Genomic DNA, 14618 nt, shown 5'->3' with positions numbered 1-14618 from the left:
CCGGTCACATTGGCCCCCCAACTCCCCCTTTATCATTTTTTTTGCCCTATTCACCTTTACTAAATTCGTATTTTTTTTTTTTTATTTTATCATGCGCCAATAGCTGCGCCGCTTTCGGCGCGCGACCATCCTTCCGGTGGCAGCCATGCTGCCGGGAGGGCGGTCTGTTTAACCTCTGAACATCATGGCTCCTGCCGCTGGCGACATCGAAGCTGTTGCCGCAGCCTTCCGTTATGGATTTGCTAGGTCTGCCTGCCTGTCGCCATTGACAAGCCATCTTTGCTCCTCCACCTCATGCCCGGACCTTCGCATCGGCCCGAAAACCTGATCGGGTTTTCGGCAAGCACGTTGCGCGGATTAAAAGCGTTGGAGCGTACTTTGTGCGTCCAAGTGGACGCGCGTCGCTCCAGAAATAAAAGGCGGCCGGCATGACCGGATATTTTTCTTCTCCCTTCCCGCGCCGCACATCGGTCGGTGTCGATGTCGGCGGCGTGATGGTCGGCGGGAGCGCCCCTGTCGTCGTGCAGTCGATGACCAACACCGATACCGCCGATGTCGACCAGACGGTCGCCCAGGTTGCCGCACTGCATCGCGCCGGCTCCGAGATCGTGCGCATCACCGTCGACCGTGACGAGAGTGCCGCCGCAGTGCCCGCCATTCGCGACCGGCTTGCCCGGCTCGGCATCAACGTGCCGCTGGTCGGCGATTTCCACTATATCGGCCACAAGCTGCTCGCCGACCATCCGGCCTGCGCGGAGGCGCTGGCCAAATACCGCATCAACCCCGGCAATGTCGGCTTCAAGGACAAGAAGGACCGGCAGTTCACTGACATCGTCGAGATGGCGATCAAATACGACAAGCCGGTACGCATCGGCGTCAACTGGGGCTCGCTCGACCAGGAGCTGCTGACGCGGCTGATGAACGACAACCAGGTTCAGGGCTTTCCGCTGACCGCGCAGGAAGTGACGCGCGAGGCGATCGTACAGTCGGCCATTCTGTCGGCCGAAATGGCCGAGGAGATCGGCCTTGGCCGCGACAAGATCATCCTGTCGGCCAAGGTCAGCGGTGTGCAGGACCTGATCGCCGTCTATACCGAACTCGCCACCCGCTCCAACCACGCACTTCATCTCGGCCTGACCGAGGCCGGCATGGGCTCGAAAGGCATCGTCGCTTCGTCCGCCGCGATGGGCATCCTTTTGCAGCAAGGCATTGGCGACACAATCCGCATCTCGCTGACGCCGGAACCGAATGGCGACCGCACCCGCGAGGTGCAGGTGTCGCAGGAACTGCTGCAGACCATGGGCTTCCGGCAATTCGTGCCGATCGTCGCCGCCTGTCCGGGTTGCGGGCGCACCACTTCGACGGTGTTCCAGGAACTCGCCCAGAACATCCAGGCCGATCTCAGGAAGAACATGCCGGTGTGGCGGGAAAAATATCCCGGCGTCGAGAACCTGAAGGTCGCGGTGATGGGCTGCATCGTCAACGGACCCGGCGAATCCAAGCATGCCGATATCGGCATTTCGCTGCCCGGCACGGGCGAGACGCCGACGGCGCCGGTATTCGTCGACGGCAAGAAAGCGGCGACGCTGCGCGGGCCGTCGATTGCCGCCGACTTCGAGAAGATGGTCGCCGACTATATCGAGCAGCGGTTCGGGCAACGCGGCAAGGCCGCGGCGGAGTAGGCCGATGCGCTTCCCCCGGGCGACGCTGGTCTTGCTTGCCGGGCTGGGCTTCGCAACTGGCGCCCACGCCGACCCGCCGCGCCCCGCCAAGCAGCGCCTGATCGACCGGGTCTGCAACCTGATCGAGGCCCATGCCAACCAGAACGGCCTGCCCGAGGATTTCTTTGCCCGGCTGATCTGGAAGGAAAGTCGCTTCGACCCCAATGCGGTCAGTCCGGTCGGCGCCGAAGGCATAGCCCAGTTCATGCCGGGCACCGCCAAGATGCGCGGTCTCGCCAATTCCTTCGATATCGAGCAGGCGATCCCGGCCTCGGCGAAATATCTCGCCGAACTGAAAACCGGCTTCGGCAATCTGGGGCTCGCCGCCGCCGCCTACAATGCCGGCGAGACCCGGGTGTCGCGCTGGCTGAAATCCGGCGGCTTCCTGCCGATGGAAACCGAAAGCTACGTCCTGGACGTCATGGGCGAGCCGGCCGACAGGTTCACCGACACCGCCTATGCCGGCATCGTCCGGCCGCTCGACAAGAAAGCGAACTTTGCGGTCGCCTGCCGCATGCTGCCGGTGATCATGTCCAGAACCGTGGCCATGGCCTCGATCAACGTCAAGCCTTGGGGCGTGCAGGTGGCCGGCAATTTCCGCCGCGCCGCCGCGCTCAATCAGTGGAGCAGCGTTAAGCGCCGGTTTCCGGCCTTGCTCGGCGGCAGCAATCCGGTGGTCAGCCGGGTGCGCACCCCGATCGGCCGGCGCGGCATCTATGCGGTGCGGATCGGCGCCGACACCAAAGCCAAGGCCGACAATATCTGCCAGAAACTGCAAAGCGTAGGCGGCGCGTGCATTGTGGTGCGAAATCGGTAGGGGTATCGGCAAGAGGCGCTTGGACGTGACAGCCAAAATCGTTGTGCTCAATGGCGTCGGCAGCGCGGGTAAAAGCTTGATCGCCAAGTCTTTCCAAACGATAACCGCCGAGCCCTTTCTGCATGTTCAGATGGATACATTCGTCGAGATGCTGCCGGAAGCCCTTCAGGACCATGCCGACGGGTTCTCTTATGAAACTGTAGGGAAGGACGACAAGCCGCAGGTCGTGATCAGCACCGGACCGATCGGTGCGCGAACCTTGCGTGGCATGCGGCACGCCATTGCCGCAATGGCGGAACAAGGCAACAACCTCATCGTCGACGATGTGCTTTGCCACGGCGAGATGCCGGAGTATCTAGAACTGCTGTCGAAGTTCGATCTTCACCTGGTCGGCGTCTTCGCGCAGCTCGATGTTCTCGAGGCCCGCGAGATCCAGCGGGCCGACCGCTTGCCGGGACTGGCGCGCTGGCAGTATGACCGCGTGCACAAGGGTATCGACTACGATCTCGAAGTCGACACCAGCATCCTTACGCCGCTGGAGTGTGCCCGTCGCATCCAGCAGAGATTTCAATTGTAGCGTCGGCCATCACTTGCCTCGGGCGATTGCCCTGCCCCGACGACCAGCATGGGCTGTAGCATGTTTGACGGATACATCATATGCGGCACTCCGAGAACCGGAAGCACCCTGCTATGCGACCTTCTGGCGTCCACAAGAGTGGCCGGCAATCCTCACTCGTTCTATCGGCGCCAGAACATATCCGAGTGGGCAGAGGAATGGAATTTGCCGAACCCTGACACGATGGGCGGGCTCGAATTCAATATCGCATATCTCAACGCAGCAATCAGGGCTGGAAAGGACGGGACCGGTATTTTCGGTCTTCGTTTGATGAAGGAAAATCTGGGTGATCTCTCAGCAATCCTCGATCAGATTTTCCCGCAACTTCCATCGGACAAGGCGCGTTTTGAAAAAGCTTTTGGCAATATTCTCTACATACATCTCTCCCGTGAGAACAAGCTCGCGCAAGCTGTTTCCCTGATCAAGGCGGAGCAAACCGGTCTTTGGCATATCGCTCCTGACGGAACCGAGATCGAAAGACTCGCACCGCCGAAAGAACCCCGATACGATTTCGAGCGGATCAAACATGAGGTTGCTGAACTCGCGACCTATGACTCTGCCTGGAACGTGTGGTTCGAAAAGCAAGGCATAACCCCTCTTCGTGTCGGCTATGAGCGTCTCTCAAACGATCCGGCCGGGACATTGGTGACCATCTGCGAAGCCATGGGGGTTCAAGCACCAAATGCCGAGGACGTAACTCCAGGCGTTGCAAAGCTCTCTGACGAGACGAGCCTCGACTGGATCCGCCGCTTTAATTTGGACTCAGCCGTCTGACCCTTCGATAGATACCCTAATTCAGATCGAAGAAATGGTCCGCCATAGGTACGTCCCCCCAAAAGGCAGATTGCAGGGCTGATCCGTCTGAGCGAACGCATTGGCAAAGCATCGCCAGAACCGCGCATCGGACGCACGGTTCTGGCAAGCTCAAACCCCGAAGGCGCCCCCCGCCGATCGGATGGCGCGAAACCTATGTGCGCCTCCAAGAGAGGTCAATTCAGCGCGCGGGCCTTCGGCTGACTATTATTGGGTGTATTTCCGAGCGGCTGCAACCAGCTGGTGGATCTCAGGATGCGGCCCCATAGCGGGAGGGGCAGCTTGGTGCGGCGTCAGCTGTTGCGGTTCGCCACGAATGTTGCCGCTTCTTTCAGAAGCGCGGCGTTTTCGCCATAGGGATCGAGTAGCGCATGCGCCTGGTCGACCAGCCCGTTGAGCTGGTCCCGCGCCCAGTCGGCGCCGTGCAGCGCCACCAGCGTCGCCTTGCCGGCGGCGGCGTCCTTGCCGGTGGCCTTGCCCATCTGGCTGGCGTCCGCCGTCAGGTCGAGCAGGTCGTCGGCAAGCTGAAAGGCCAGCCCGATCGCCGAACCGAACTCGGCCAGTCTTTCGCGGTCGGCCGGCGGCGCGCCGGCAATGATCGCACCCGCCTCGCAGGCGAAGCGCATCAGCGCGCCGGTCTTCATCGCCTGCAGCCGGATGATGCCGGCTTCGTCCGGCCTGATATGCTCGGCTTCGAGGTCGAGCGTCTGACCGCCAACCATGCCGCCGGCCCCGGCGGCGCGGGCCAGCGCCAGCACCAGGGCCGCCCTGCGCTCCGCCGGCAGCGCCGTCGCCTCATCGGCGATGATGTCGAACGCAAGCGTCAGCAAGGCGTCGCCGGCGAGGATGGCGGTCGCCTCGTCGAAGGCTTTGTGCACGGTCGGCTGGCCACGGCGCAAATCGTCGTCATCCATGGCCGGCAGGTCGTCATGGATCAACGAATAACAATGCACGCATTCGAGCGCGGCGGCCACGCGCAGCGCCGCTTCGCCGTCGGCGGAAAACAGCGCGGCACTTTCCAGTACCAGGAAGGGCCGCAGGCGCTTGCCGCCGTTCAACACGCCGTGGCGCATCGCCGCCATCAGGTGTTCCGGCCGCACGATCTCGCCGGAATGCGGGCGTTCGTCGAGAAGCCGCCTGAGCAGCGCCTCGATCGGGCCAGCGCGCGCGACAAGTGCTGCTTCGAACGGCATTTGGTCGTCTTTCGTCATGGCCGGGACCGGTAGCCGACACTCAGACGTTGCGCAAGAAGCCAAGCGCCATTATGCCGGGGGCAGGGAGTAGCGTGGGTTGGACGGCTTGGCGGAACCGATCGTCGATCTCGAAACCGAAGGGTTGGACATGGCGGGTAGACCGAAACGCGGCAACCGCATCGGTCTCAAACGCTGGGTCCGGCGTGGCATTGCCGTGGTCCTTATGCTGGCGCTGATCCCGGCGGTGCTGACTTTCCTTTACCTGCCGTGGTTCGTGCATCCGGTGTCGACGCTGATGCTGAAGGATCTGGCGACGTTTTCCGGCTATGACCGGCGCTGGGTTTCGATCGACGATGTGGCGCCGGTGCTGGCGCATTCGGTCATCATGTCGGAGGACGGGCAGTTCTGTTTCCACCGCGGCATCGATCTCGGCGAATTGAGGGGCGTCGTCGACGATGCGCTGTCGGGTGAGATGACGCGGGGCGCCTCGACCATCACCATGCAGACGGTGAAGAACCTCTATCTCTGGTCACGGCCGCTGGGCTCGGTGCGCAAGGTCGTCGAACTGCCGCTTGCCGTCTATTTCGACGCGGTGATGTCGAAACGGCGCATCATGGAAATCTACCTCAACATCGCCGAATGGGGACCGGGCATCTATGGCATCGAGGCCGCCGCCCAGCACCATTTCGGCGTCTCGGCAAAACAATTGTCGCGGCGGCAGGCGGCGCTGCTTGCCGTCACCTTGCCGAACCCGATCGCACGCAACCCGGCCAAACCCGGGCCGGGGCTGAGACGGCTGGCCTCGCTGATCGAGCGGCGTGCGGGCCGGTCCGGCGCCTATGTCGGCTGCCTCCAATAAGCGGCAAAAAAATTCGCTTCGGTGCTGGCCAAAACGGCGTCAGGCGTGTATAGGCACCCGACTTTCTCAGATTCCGGCCCCTGATGCGGCCCTTTCACGAGGGCAGCCGGGGCATTTTGACCATCTAGTGGAGCATATCCATGGCCGTTCCGAAACGAAAAACCTCTCCGTCCAAGCGCGGCATGCGCCGCTCGGCCGACGCCCTCAAGGCCCCGACCTATGTCGAGGACAAGAATTCCGGCGAAATGCGCCGGCCGCACCATATCGACCTGAAGACCGGCATGTATCGCGGCCGCCAAGTGTTGACGCCCAAGGAAAGCTGATACCAGCTTTTCCGAAGTTTTGAGTTATCGAAAAGACCGGCCTCTGGCCGGTCTTTTTGCGTTTGGTGTCCGGGTGGACGTTCTAGGTCAGCCACAGTCATGGCTCGCACCCGTTACGGCGCGTGGCGCGGGGTGCTGCATCCCGAATGGGTACAAAGCCTGCAGCCGGCCGACCTTGGATACCCTTGGCTATCCCTCACCGATCCACAGCTCTGACGTCATCCGAACCCCGGTGCCGTTGACCGCATCTCATTTTGGGGCTGCGTTTTTCGACTGACGGGGGATTGTCATTGACGTTTTACTATGTAATTTTCAATTTTATAGTTGGAAATCGACACGGATTTGAATTTAGATGTGGGATTTCGTCAGCACCAGCGATCTCGATGACACTGAACAGGCCGTCCTTTCACAATTGAAAGCCGACGGGCGCATGTCGAGCGTCGACATTGCCAAGCGCATTGGCGTGACCGAGGCGACGGTGCGGCGGAAAATGGCTCGCATCCTCGAAGACCCGGATATCTGTATACAGGCCGTCGTGCGTCCGTTGCGCAGCGATGTCGGTATCGCCGCCATCGTCGGCCTAGACGTCGACCGCGAGCACATCATCAGCGTCGCCAGGAAGCTGTCGGAATATTCGTTCGTCGACAGCGTCTACGCGATGACCGGACCGTTCGACATCATCATCCAGCTGACCCTGCCATCGACGACAAGCCTGCATGATTTCCTGGTCAGCGAATTGTCCAATGTTCCTGGGATCAAGGATTCCGAGAGCTACATGATCGGCCGCGTCTTCAAGCACAGCGGCCGGGCTTACCAGCACAGCAAAACCGAAGAAAAAAGAGGGTAACAATGGGTGAGTTCTTTTCTGCTTCGCGCCGCCGCGTTCTGTCTCTGCTCGCCGCCGCGCCGTTTTTCCTGTCCTTCGCTTGTGCCTCCCACGCCGATGGCCTGCTCGACCAGATCAAGCAGCGCGGCACGATCGTGGTCGGTACCGAGGCCGCCTTCGAGCCGTTCGAGTTCGTGCGCGACGGCCAGATCGTCGGCTACAACAAGGACATACTGGACTATGCGGTGAGCCAGCTCGGCGTGAAGCTCGACCAGCTCAACCTGCCTTTCCAGGGACTGCTGCCGGGCCTGCTGGCCAGGAAATTCGACCTGATGGCGACGTCCACCGGCATCAACGCCGAACGGGCGGCGAAATATGCCTATACGCGCCCCACCGGTTCGTTCGAGAATGTCATCGTCGTGCGCACCAACGAAGACCGCATCAAGAAGCCCGAAGACATCAACGGCATGGTCGTCGCCACGCAGCTTGCCTCCTCGGTGCAGCCGATCATCGAAGCCTATGACAAGGACCTCAAGGCAAAGGGCGGTGCCGGCGTGGGCGAACTCAAGCTGTTCACATCCTTCCCGGAAACCCATGTCGCGCTGGCTTCGGGACAGGTCGACGCGATCGTGATCGCTTCGCCTTCGGCGGCCGTGCTGATGAAGAACGTGCCCGACACCTACAAGGTCGTCGGTTCGATTGGCGAATTCTCCTATCTCTCCTGGGTCGTTCGGCCGGAGGACAAGGATCTGCGCGAATTCATCAACGCCAAGATCGGCGAGCTCAAAGACAGCGGCAAGCTGAAGGAGCTGCAGATGAAGTGGTTCGGCTTCGAGATGCAGACACCCGCCGAGGGATATTTGCCGGAAGGAGCTCTCTAGAGAGATTTTCCTTATCGGACAGCGCGTTGCGGAGGGTTGCCGTTCGTAACGCGCGGGCCGTCTCCAGATCTGTCGGTTGAAGATGTTCGACTTTTCCAGAACCCTCGGGTTCCTACCGCAATTCCTGACGGGTGCCGGCGTGACTCTCGGCGTCTCGGCGTTGGGCTTCGCTGTCGGCACGGCGATCGGCTTCGGCCTGCTCGCCTGCGGCAGGTCGCGCTGGCGCGCCGTCCGCTGGATCGGCGCGCTCTACACCAGCTTCATTCGCGGCACGCCGCTGATCGTCCAGATATTCGTCGTCTATTATGTGCTGCCGGGCCTGGTCGGCATCGACCTGCCGCCGCTGCTGGCGGGCATCCTGGCGCTCAGCTTCAACAGCGCCGCCTTCGTCGCCGAAATCCTGCGCGCCGGGCTGACGCGCATTCCCGCGGGCCAGTATGAAGCGGCCAAGGCGCTTGGCCTGAAGCCCGTGGTGACCTGGTTCAAGATCGTCCTGCCGCAGCTTTTCCGCGCCATCATCCCGCCGATGGTCAACGAGTTCACCATGCTGGTGAAGGCGTCATCCATCCTGTCGGTGATTGCCGTGGTCGAACTGACCCGCACCGCGCAGAACATCATGAACGTCACCTACCGGCCGGTCGAGGCCTTCTGCATCGCGGCGGTGCTGTATTTCATCGTGCTGTTCTCCTGCAGCCTGCTGACCAGGCATCTGGAACGCAAGGCGGAGGGCACCCGCGCATGAGCTTCGACCTCTCGGTCATAGCAGACAATTGGCAGATACTTGCGAAAGGATTCGGCAATACGGTGCTGATGTGCGTCGTATCGCTGCCGCTCGGCTTCGCACTTGGCACCGTGCTGGCGCTGGTCAGGCTGCGGGGCGGGCGGCTGCTCGCGGCCATCGTCTCGGCCTATGTCGAGATCTTCCGCAACATTCCGTTTCTGATCCAGATTTTCCTGCTGTTCTACGCATTGCCGATGTTCGGCGTCAGGCTTTCGCCGGTGGTGGTTTCGATCGGCGCGCTGTCGGCCTATGCCAGCGCCTATTCCGCCGAAATCATAAGAGGTGCGATCCAGTCGATATCGCCGGGCCAGGTCGAGGCGGGCTATGCGCTGGGGCTGCGCTACCTCACAATCTTCCGCAAGATCCTTGTGCCGCAAGTGGTCGGCTACATCTTGCCCGCGGGCACCAACCTCACCATCACGCTGATCAAGGAATCGGCGATCCTGTCGGCGATCACCGTGCCGGAACTCACCTATATGGCCCAGAACATCATCGGCCGCACCTTCTCGCCGGTGGAGATCTTCACCGCCATCGCATTGCTGTACTGGGGGCTGACCGCCCTCGTCGCAGCGATCTCGCGCAGACTGGAGCACAGGCTGCAGCCTCATCTCGCAGCCCATCGTGGCGCCTGATCCAAAAAGCCTTTCATCACAGAGGAGACCCCATGTCCAAGCTCACCACCGCGCCGCGCGATGTCTTTCAGACATTCCTGAACTTCCCGCTGGTCGAGGATCTCGACACGTTGAAAGCCGATGTCGCCATCATCGGTATGCCCTATGGCGAGCCCTATACGATCGACGAGTTGATCAACGACCAGACCAACGCGCCAACCGCCGTGCGCCGCGCCTCGCAGCGCATCAGCCAGTCGCTCGACCGCTATGATTTCGACATTGGCGGGCCGGTCTTTGCCGGCCAGGACATCAGGGTTGTCGACGTCGGCGATGTTCCAGGCAACGCTGCCGACCATGTCGGGCACTACAAGCGAGCGGAAGCGGCGATCCGCAAGATCCGCGCGGCTGGCGCGCTGCCGATCACCATCGGCGGCGATCATGGCATTCCGATCCCGATCTTCCGGGCGCTTGATGGCGAAGGTCCGATCACTCTGGTGCAGCTCGACGCCCATCTCGACTGGCGCGATAACGTCAACGGCGTCAAGGAGGGCTATTCCAGCACCATTCGCCGTGCTTCCGAAATGGCCCATATCAAGGAGATTTTCCAGGTCGGCATTCGCGGCCAGGGCAGCGCCCGCACGGAAGAGGTCGAAGCGGCCCGGGCCTACGGGGCCAACATCATCACCACCGACGAATGGCAAGATATTGGCACCGCCGCGCTGCTCAAGCGCATTCCCGATGGCGGCCGCTACTATCTCACCATCGATGCCGACGGGCTTGACCCAGCAGTGATGCCGGCAGTCGAGGGGCCGCAGCCGGGCGGCGTCACCTATCGCCAGACGATCGAACTGATCAAGGGACTGTTCGCCAAGGGACAAGTCGTCGGCATGGACATCGTCGAAATTGCGCCTGCCCGCGATATCAACGAGATCACCTCGATGACCGCCGGCCACATCATCCTCAACGTCATCGGCGCCGCCGTGCGTGCCGGTCAGCTCAAGCGCTGAGCTTGGCCTTGATGTCAGCCGGATGACTTCCGGCTGACATGGTTATTTCGCACCGTCTTTGTCCGTGTTCGCGCTCGCATGCGAAAATTCTTGACGGCGAACGCCCGGCGCATACTAGAGAAGGCTGTCCAGAGCGCGTGACGTCCGAGAATTCAGGCGACGCGCTCTGGGTTGTTGTTTCGTGCGTGTCGTTGTCCCAAACCGCTGCGCATCCCCGGGGTCAGGCCCGAGGGCAGGCATCGGGCGACACGCACCAACCGGAGACGCCTGATGTTCGGTGCCATTCCGCTGCTGATCGTGCCCTTCGTTCTCTACAATCTCGGGCTTCTGGGAATATTCGGCGGCGGCGACGATCCGTGGGCGACAGAGATGTTCTCGGTCCGCATGATGTCGGGCGGCGTCTTCTCGATGACCCTTGGCGACCTGATGGTACTGATCGGGCTGATCTTCTTCTTCGTCGAGATGGTGAAAGCGACGCGCACGACGAACGCCTCGATCATGGACCATCTGTTGTCGACCTTCGTCTTCGTGGCGTTCCTGGTCGAGTTCCTGCTGGTGAAGGGCGCGGCGCATTCCGTCTTCTTTACGCTGACGATCATCGCGCTGATCGATGTGCTGGCTGGCTTCTCCGTCTCCATGCGGTCGGCGAGCCGTGACATCAACATGAATTAGTGTGTATTGATATTCAGGTGATGCCGGCCTGCGAACGGCGGTTTCCTGCGCTTCCGGTACTCACGTACCCAAAAGTACGCATTCTCGGCGCGGCCTGACCTGAATCTCAACACACCCTACAGCCTCGAAGCTCCAACGCCTCAGCCTGGGTCGGCGGTGAAGCCGGCGGCCTCGATGCCGGCGATTGCCGCTGCCTCGTCATTGTCCGACGTGTCGCCGGAAATGCCGACCGCACCGACGATGGCGCCCGATTTGTCGCGGATCAGCACCCCGCCGACGACAGGCAGGATGCGCCCGCCGGACACGTCGGAGACGCCGGCCATCAGATGCGGGCGTTCCTTGGCGAAGGCTTCCGCGCGGCGTGAGCCCATGCCGATGGCAAGCGCGCCATAGGCTTTGCCGGCCGACATTTGCGGACGCAGGAACGAGGCGCCGTCCTGGCGCTGGAAGGCGACCAGATGGGCGCCGGCATCAAGGACGGATACGCCGAGCGGCTTGAGCTTGAGTTCGGCGCCTTTGGCAAAGGCGGCCTCGATGATCTTGATGGCGGTGTCGAGCGTCAGCGCGGTCATGGCATTCTCCTGTTGAAACGCCTCAATCATCGACCGGGAGCGGACGATGCAAAATCCCGGTTCCGGTTGAAATTGCTTTGCGTGAGAAAGCGGAAATGGAAGGCAATGGTACCTGGAGCGGGTTGATGGCTCGCGCAAGCCGAACAGGCGCAGCCTTCCACCGCTTCCAGACCTGCGCCAGAGTCCAGACGAATGAGGCTATTTCTTCTTGGCGCGTGAAGGTTTCTTCGCTGGGGCAGCCGGCGCATTGGCGAGGTCTTCCGCCTCCTTGGCGAGGCGCAGCGCCCTCAGCTTGTTGGTCTTGGCCTGGCGGGCGTCGCTCTCCGCGACATATTCCGCCATCGCCTTCTGACGAACGGTGGCGGCCTCTTCCTGCTTCTTGAAACGCAAATCGGCCCGCGCGCGGGCCGTATCCTTAGAATTCTCAACCAAGGGCTTTTCCAATCCCGTTAATTATTATTTCGACCCCTTGATAGCAGAGCCGGCCTGCAAATGGCAAAATAAGTTGGTCAGGCTGCCGGTTCGCGCCCCGCTTCCTGCGCCTTTCGGGCGACAACGGCCTCGTATCCGGCCTGCAAGGTAGCGCGGACGGTGGGGCCTGACGCGGGGGAAGGCATGCCCAGATGCTCGTGGCGCAACTCGTCCATGAACTTGTCCCACATTGGCGGGCCGCCCTTTTCGAGCAGTTCGGCGCGGATCGATAGCTCCTCGCTGACCGGCAGCCAGACGCGGCCCCAGGCGCCGAGATGCGCCAGGATCGGCACCAGGCTTATCGCCATTTCGGTCAGGCTATAGATCGCCTTCTGCTTGTGGGACGGATCGTCGGCCTTGGTCAGCATGCCCAGTTGCATCAGCCGCTTCAGCCGGTCGGCGAGGATGTTGGAGGCGATGCCCTCGATCGAACCGTTGAGCAATTCGCGAAAATGGCGTTTGCCGCCGAAAATCATGTCGCGAAGAATGATCAGGCTCCACCGGTCGCCAAACACTTCGAGCGACAGGTTGATCGGGCATCCGGACCGGTGATCGGTGTGCATGCGATTCTCCAGGAGAAAACTGGTTGCATTATCGTATCAGTTTTATTATGGTGCAACTGATTGCAAAATGCAATCAGTGTGCAAGAAGGAGATCGCGATCATGACGAGCACCTTGGAACCCGACATCGTATCCCAGACATTTGGCGACCCGGCGCATCCGCCGCTGCTGCTGATCATGGGCGCCATGGCATCGATGCTCTGGTGGCCGGAGGCGTTTTGCCGGAACCTGGCCGGCGAGGGTCTGTTCGTGATCCGCTACGATAATCGCGATACCGGCCGCTCTACCAAATATGCACCAGGCGAGCCGCCTTACACATTCGACGACATGGTGGACGATGCCATTCGCGTGCTCGATCACCATGGCGTGCGCAAAGCGCATGTGGCCGGGATGTCGATGGGTGGCATGATCGCCCAGCTCGTGGCGCTGGAATATCCGTCGCGCGTCCTCTCGCTCACCGCGATCAGCACGTCGCCGGCCGGGATCGATACATCGCACCTGCCCGGGACGAGTGAGGCCTACATGGAGCACTCGGCCGAAGGCGCGAAGGTCGACTGGTCGAACCGTGCCCAGGTGGTCGACTTCATCGTCAAGGACGCACAGGCCATCGCCGGCACGGCACACCCCTTCGACGAGAAGCGGACGAGGGCGTTCGTCGAGGAGGACTACGACCGATCCGGCGGCTTTTTGAGCGCGACCAATCACTTCATGCTCAAGGGTGGTGAGGAGTGGAAGGGCCGCCTTCACGAATTGAAGGCCCCGCTCCTCGTCATCCATGGCACGGCGGATCCGATCTTTCCGGTCGAGCATGGCGCCGCTCTCGCGGAAGTCGTTGCCGGCGCGACGCTTGTGCGCATCGAAGGCGGTGGCCATGAATTGCATCCCGATGATTGGGGCGCGATCGTTGCCGCGATCACGGCGCATTGCCGGGCCAGAGAGAGCGGCGCTGGGTCTTGAGGCGGACCATCCTGGCCGCAACAGTGGAGCAGCCGGTGTGTTTGACTCCCTGGCCATCTGAGCAAGGCCAAGCCGCGTGAACCACGGAAAGTAAAACAATGTCCCTGACGATGCATCTTCACCCGCTGGCCTCCTTCTGCTGGAAGCCGCTGATTGCGCTTTACGAGAATGGCACGCCCTTCGCGTCGGTCGTCGTCGATCTCGGCAACGAACAGTCGCGCGCGGCGTTCCTGAAACTGTGGCCGGCCGGCAAGATGCCGGTGCTGCGCGACGAGGCGCTGGACCGGACGGTGCCGGAATCGACGATCATCATCGAATACCTCAACGCGCACTATCCTGGACCGGTCGAGATGATCCCCGCCGATGTCGCTCTCGCCCGCAAGGTTAGGCTGGCCGACCGGTTCTATGATTTCTACGTCCAGGAGCCGATGCAGAAGATCGTCGGCGACCGGCTGCGGCCGGAAGGCAGGGCCGATCCGTTCGGCGTCGAGCAGGCGCGCGGCCAGTTGCGCAGCGCCTACGCTATCATCGAGCAGGACATGCGGTTACAGACATGGGCGACGGGCGAGGCCTTCACCATGGCCGATTGCTCCGCGGCGCCAGCTCTGTTCTACGCCAACAAGGTCGAACCGTTCGGCGACAAATATCCCGCGGTGAGACGTTATCACGACCGGCTGCTTGAGCGCCCGTCGGTGGCCCGCGTGATCGAGGAAGCGCAGCCCTATTTCAAGTTCTTCCCCTACAACAACGGTTGACGCGGCGGCTCGATCCGGCTTTGCGGGCGGCAGCCGGCCGGGTGCTGTCGGTTAATGCATGTCGCGCAAAAGTGTGCAGCGGTTTTGCGATAACGACATGCATAAAACAAGAACCTAAAGTATCCGTTTTGATCAAGGGGTTTTAGGGGCCCATTTTCGCTGCGCCTTTAGGAGAGCGTTTG

Annotated in this window: 18 protein-coding genes; 14 read left to right on the top strand and 4 right to left on the bottom strand. The window is 61.7% G+C overall.

Annotation, left to right across the window (positions count from 1 at the left end):
* Positions 1 to 428: 428 nt before the first annotated feature.
* From ispG to AC0L2H_RS26715, 4 genes are read left to right on the top strand one after another with little or no spacing between them, the layout of a single operon-like run.
* Positions 429 to 1682, top strand: a complete 1254-nt coding sequence (gene ispG / locus AC0L2H_RS26730; protein WP_473593047.1) for a flavodoxin-dependent (E)-4-hydroxy-3-methylbut-2-enyl-diphosphate synthase — start codon at positions 429 to 431, stop codon at positions 1680 to 1682.
* Between the two features lie 4 nt (positions 1683 to 1686).
* Complete coding sequence (locus AC0L2H_RS26725; RefSeq protein WP_473593046.1) at positions 1687 to 2538, top strand: lytic transglycosylase domain-containing protein; 852 nt, start codon at positions 1687 to 1689, stop codon at positions 2536 to 2538.
* A gap of 43 nt (positions 2539 to 2581) precedes the next feature.
* On the top strand, positions 2582 to 3115 hold the full coding sequence (locus AC0L2H_RS26720) for a chloramphenicol phosphotransferase CPT family protein (RefSeq protein WP_473593045.1): 534 nt from the start codon (positions 2582 to 2584) through the stop codon (positions 3113 to 3115).
* A 48-nt stretch (positions 3116 to 3163) separates the two neighbouring features.
* Positions 3164 to 3928 carry a Stf0 family sulfotransferase gene (locus AC0L2H_RS26715; protein ID WP_473593044.1) on the top strand — a complete coding sequence of 255 codons (765 nt, stop codon included), beginning with the start codon at positions 3164 to 3166 and terminating at the stop codon, positions 3926 to 3928.
* A 332-nt stretch (positions 3929 to 4260) separates the two neighbouring features.
* On the opposite strand, the gene AC0L2H_RS26710 is transcribed toward AC0L2H_RS26715, so the two are convergent.
* On the bottom strand, positions 4261 to 5178 hold the full coding sequence (locus AC0L2H_RS26710; RefSeq protein ID WP_473593043.1) for a polyprenyl synthetase family protein: 918 nt from the start codon (positions 5176 to 5178) through the stop codon (positions 4261 to 4263).
* A 79-nt stretch (positions 5179 to 5257) separates the two neighbouring features.
* Here AC0L2H_RS26710 and AC0L2H_RS26705 point away from each other — a divergent pair, with 79 nt between their 5' ends.
* The 8 genes from AC0L2H_RS26705 (at position 5258) to AC0L2H_RS26670 (ending at position 11120) form a co-directional block, all read left to right on the top strand.
* The gene (locus AC0L2H_RS26705) at positions 5258 to 6019 is read left to right on the top strand and encodes a biosynthetic peptidoglycan transglycosylase (RefSeq protein ID WP_473593042.1); all 762 of its coding nucleotides are present in this window, start codon (positions 5258 to 5260) and stop codon (positions 6017 to 6019) included.
* A gap of 140 nt (positions 6020 to 6159) precedes the next feature.
* Positions 6160 to 6342, top strand: a complete 183-nt coding sequence (gene rpmF / locus AC0L2H_RS26700; RefSeq protein ID WP_008834724.1) for a 50S ribosomal protein L32 — start codon at positions 6160 to 6162, stop codon at positions 6340 to 6342.
* Positions 6343 to 6694: 352 nt separating this feature from the next.
* On the top strand, positions 6695 to 7189 hold the full coding sequence (locus tag AC0L2H_RS26695; RefSeq protein WP_473593041.1) for an Lrp/AsnC family transcriptional regulator: 495 nt from the start codon (positions 6695 to 6697) through the stop codon (positions 7187 to 7189).
* Positions 7190 to 7191: 2 nt separating this feature from the next.
* Complete coding sequence (locus tag AC0L2H_RS26690; protein WP_473593040.1) at positions 7192 to 8049, top strand: transporter substrate-binding domain-containing protein; 858 nt, start codon at positions 7192 to 7194, stop codon at positions 8047 to 8049.
* A gap of 82 nt (positions 8050 to 8131) precedes the next feature.
* A complete protein-coding gene (locus AC0L2H_RS26685) occupies positions 8132 to 8791 on the top strand; it encodes an amino acid ABC transporter permease (protein WP_473593166.1) in 660 nt (219 codons plus the stop codon).
* Complete coding sequence (locus tag AC0L2H_RS26680) at positions 8788 to 9462, top strand: amino acid ABC transporter permease (protein WP_473593039.1); 675 nt, start codon at positions 8788 to 8790, stop codon at positions 9460 to 9462. The genes AC0L2H_RS26685 and AC0L2H_RS26680 overlap by 4 nt, the downstream gene beginning before the upstream one ends.
* Positions 9463 to 9494: 32 nt before the next feature.
* The gene (locus AC0L2H_RS26675; RefSeq protein WP_473593038.1) at positions 9495 to 10448 is read left to right on the top strand and encodes an agmatinase; all 954 of its coding nucleotides are present in this window, start codon (positions 9495 to 9497) and stop codon (positions 10446 to 10448) included.
* 270 nt (positions 10449 to 10718) lie between these two features.
* On the top strand, positions 10719 to 11120 hold the full coding sequence (locus tag AC0L2H_RS26670; protein ID WP_097572012.1) for a hypothetical protein: 402 nt from the start codon (positions 10719 to 10721) through the stop codon (positions 11118 to 11120).
* Positions 11121 to 11260: 140 nt separating this feature from the next.
* Here AC0L2H_RS26670 and AC0L2H_RS26665 read toward each other — a convergent pair whose 3' ends face one another.
* The 3 genes from AC0L2H_RS26665 to AC0L2H_RS26655 form a co-directional block, all read right to left on the bottom strand.
* Complete coding sequence (locus tag AC0L2H_RS26665; RefSeq protein ID WP_097572013.1) at positions 11261 to 11692, bottom strand: GlcG/HbpS family heme-binding protein; 432 nt, start codon at positions 11690 to 11692, stop codon at positions 11261 to 11263.
* A gap of 198 nt (positions 11693 to 11890) precedes the next feature.
* Complete coding sequence (locus AC0L2H_RS26660) at positions 11891 to 12124, bottom strand: hypothetical protein (protein WP_473593037.1); 234 nt, start codon at positions 12122 to 12124, stop codon at positions 11891 to 11893.
* Between the two features lie 77 nt (positions 12125 to 12201).
* A complete protein-coding gene (locus tag AC0L2H_RS26655; protein ID WP_473593036.1) occupies positions 12202 to 12726 on the bottom strand; it encodes a winged helix-turn-helix transcriptional regulator in 525 nt (174 codons plus the stop codon).
* 100 nt (positions 12727 to 12826) lie between these two features.
* Here AC0L2H_RS26655 and AC0L2H_RS26650 point away from each other — a divergent pair, with 100 nt between their 5' ends.
* Both AC0L2H_RS26650 and AC0L2H_RS26645 read left to right on the top strand, forming a co-directional pair.
* The gene (locus AC0L2H_RS26650; RefSeq protein ID WP_473593035.1) at positions 12827 to 13681 is read left to right on the top strand and encodes an alpha/beta fold hydrolase; all 855 of its coding nucleotides are present in this window, start codon (positions 12827 to 12829) and stop codon (positions 13679 to 13681) included.
* A gap of 98 nt (positions 13682 to 13779) precedes the next feature.
* A complete protein-coding gene (locus AC0L2H_RS26645) occupies positions 13780 to 14436 on the top strand; it encodes a glutathione S-transferase family protein (RefSeq protein ID WP_473593034.1) in 657 nt (218 codons plus the stop codon).
* Positions 14437 to 14618 lie beyond the last annotated feature (182 nt).

It is taken from the genome of Mesorhizobium sp. WSM4871 (assembly GCF_055811295.1).
Note: the sequence above shows the minus strand (reverse complement) of the source record. Positions and strands in the feature narration are given on the sequence as shown.

Coding starts and splice junctions, on each gene's coding strand:
- ispG (WP_473593047.1), top strand. CDS start 429: ATGACCGGATATTTTTCTTCTCCCTTCCCGCGCCGCACATCGGTCGGT.
- AC0L2H_RS26725 (WP_473593046.1), top strand. CDS start 1,687: ATGCGCTTCCCCCGGGCGACGCTGGTCTTGCTTGCCGGGCTGGGCTTC.
- AC0L2H_RS26715 (WP_473593044.1), top strand. CDS start 3,164: ATGGGCTGTAGCATGTTTGACGGATACATCATATGCGGCACTCCGAGA.
- AC0L2H_RS26710 (WP_473593043.1), bottom strand. CDS start 5,178: ATGACGAAAGACGACCAAATGCCGTTCGAAGCAGCACTTGTCGCGCGC.
- rpmF (WP_008834724.1), top strand. CDS start 6,160: ATGGCCGTTCCGAAACGAAAAACCTCTCCGTCCAAGCGCGGCATGCGC.
- AC0L2H_RS26695 (WP_473593041.1), top strand. CDS start 6,695: ATGTGGGATTTCGTCAGCACCAGCGATCTCGATGACACTGAACAGGCC.
- AC0L2H_RS26690 (WP_473593040.1), top strand. CDS start 7,192: ATGGGTGAGTTCTTTTCTGCTTCGCGCCGCCGCGTTCTGTCTCTGCTC.
- AC0L2H_RS26685 (WP_473593166.1), top strand. CDS start 8,132: ATGTTCGACTTTTCCAGAACCCTCGGGTTCCTACCGCAATTCCTGACG.
- AC0L2H_RS26680 (WP_473593039.1), top strand. CDS start 8,788: ATGAGCTTCGACCTCTCGGTCATAGCAGACAATTGGCAGATACTTGCG.
- AC0L2H_RS26675 (WP_473593038.1), top strand. CDS start 9,495: ATGTCCAAGCTCACCACCGCGCCGCGCGATGTCTTTCAGACATTCCTG.
- AC0L2H_RS26670 (WP_097572012.1), top strand. CDS start 10,719: ATGTTCGGTGCCATTCCGCTGCTGATCGTGCCCTTCGTTCTCTACAAT.
- AC0L2H_RS26665 (WP_097572013.1), bottom strand. CDS start 11,692: ATGACCGCGCTGACGCTCGACACCGCCATCAAGATCATCGAGGCCGCC.
- AC0L2H_RS26655 (WP_473593036.1), bottom strand. CDS start 12,726: ATGCACACCGATCACCGGTCCGGATGCCCGATCAACCTGTCGCTCGAA.
- AC0L2H_RS26650 (WP_473593035.1), top strand. CDS start 12,827: ATGACGAGCACCTTGGAACCCGACATCGTATCCCAGACATTTGGCGAC.
- AC0L2H_RS26645 (WP_473593034.1), top strand. CDS start 13,780: ATGTCCCTGACGATGCATCTTCACCCGCTGGCCTCCTTCTGCTGGAAG.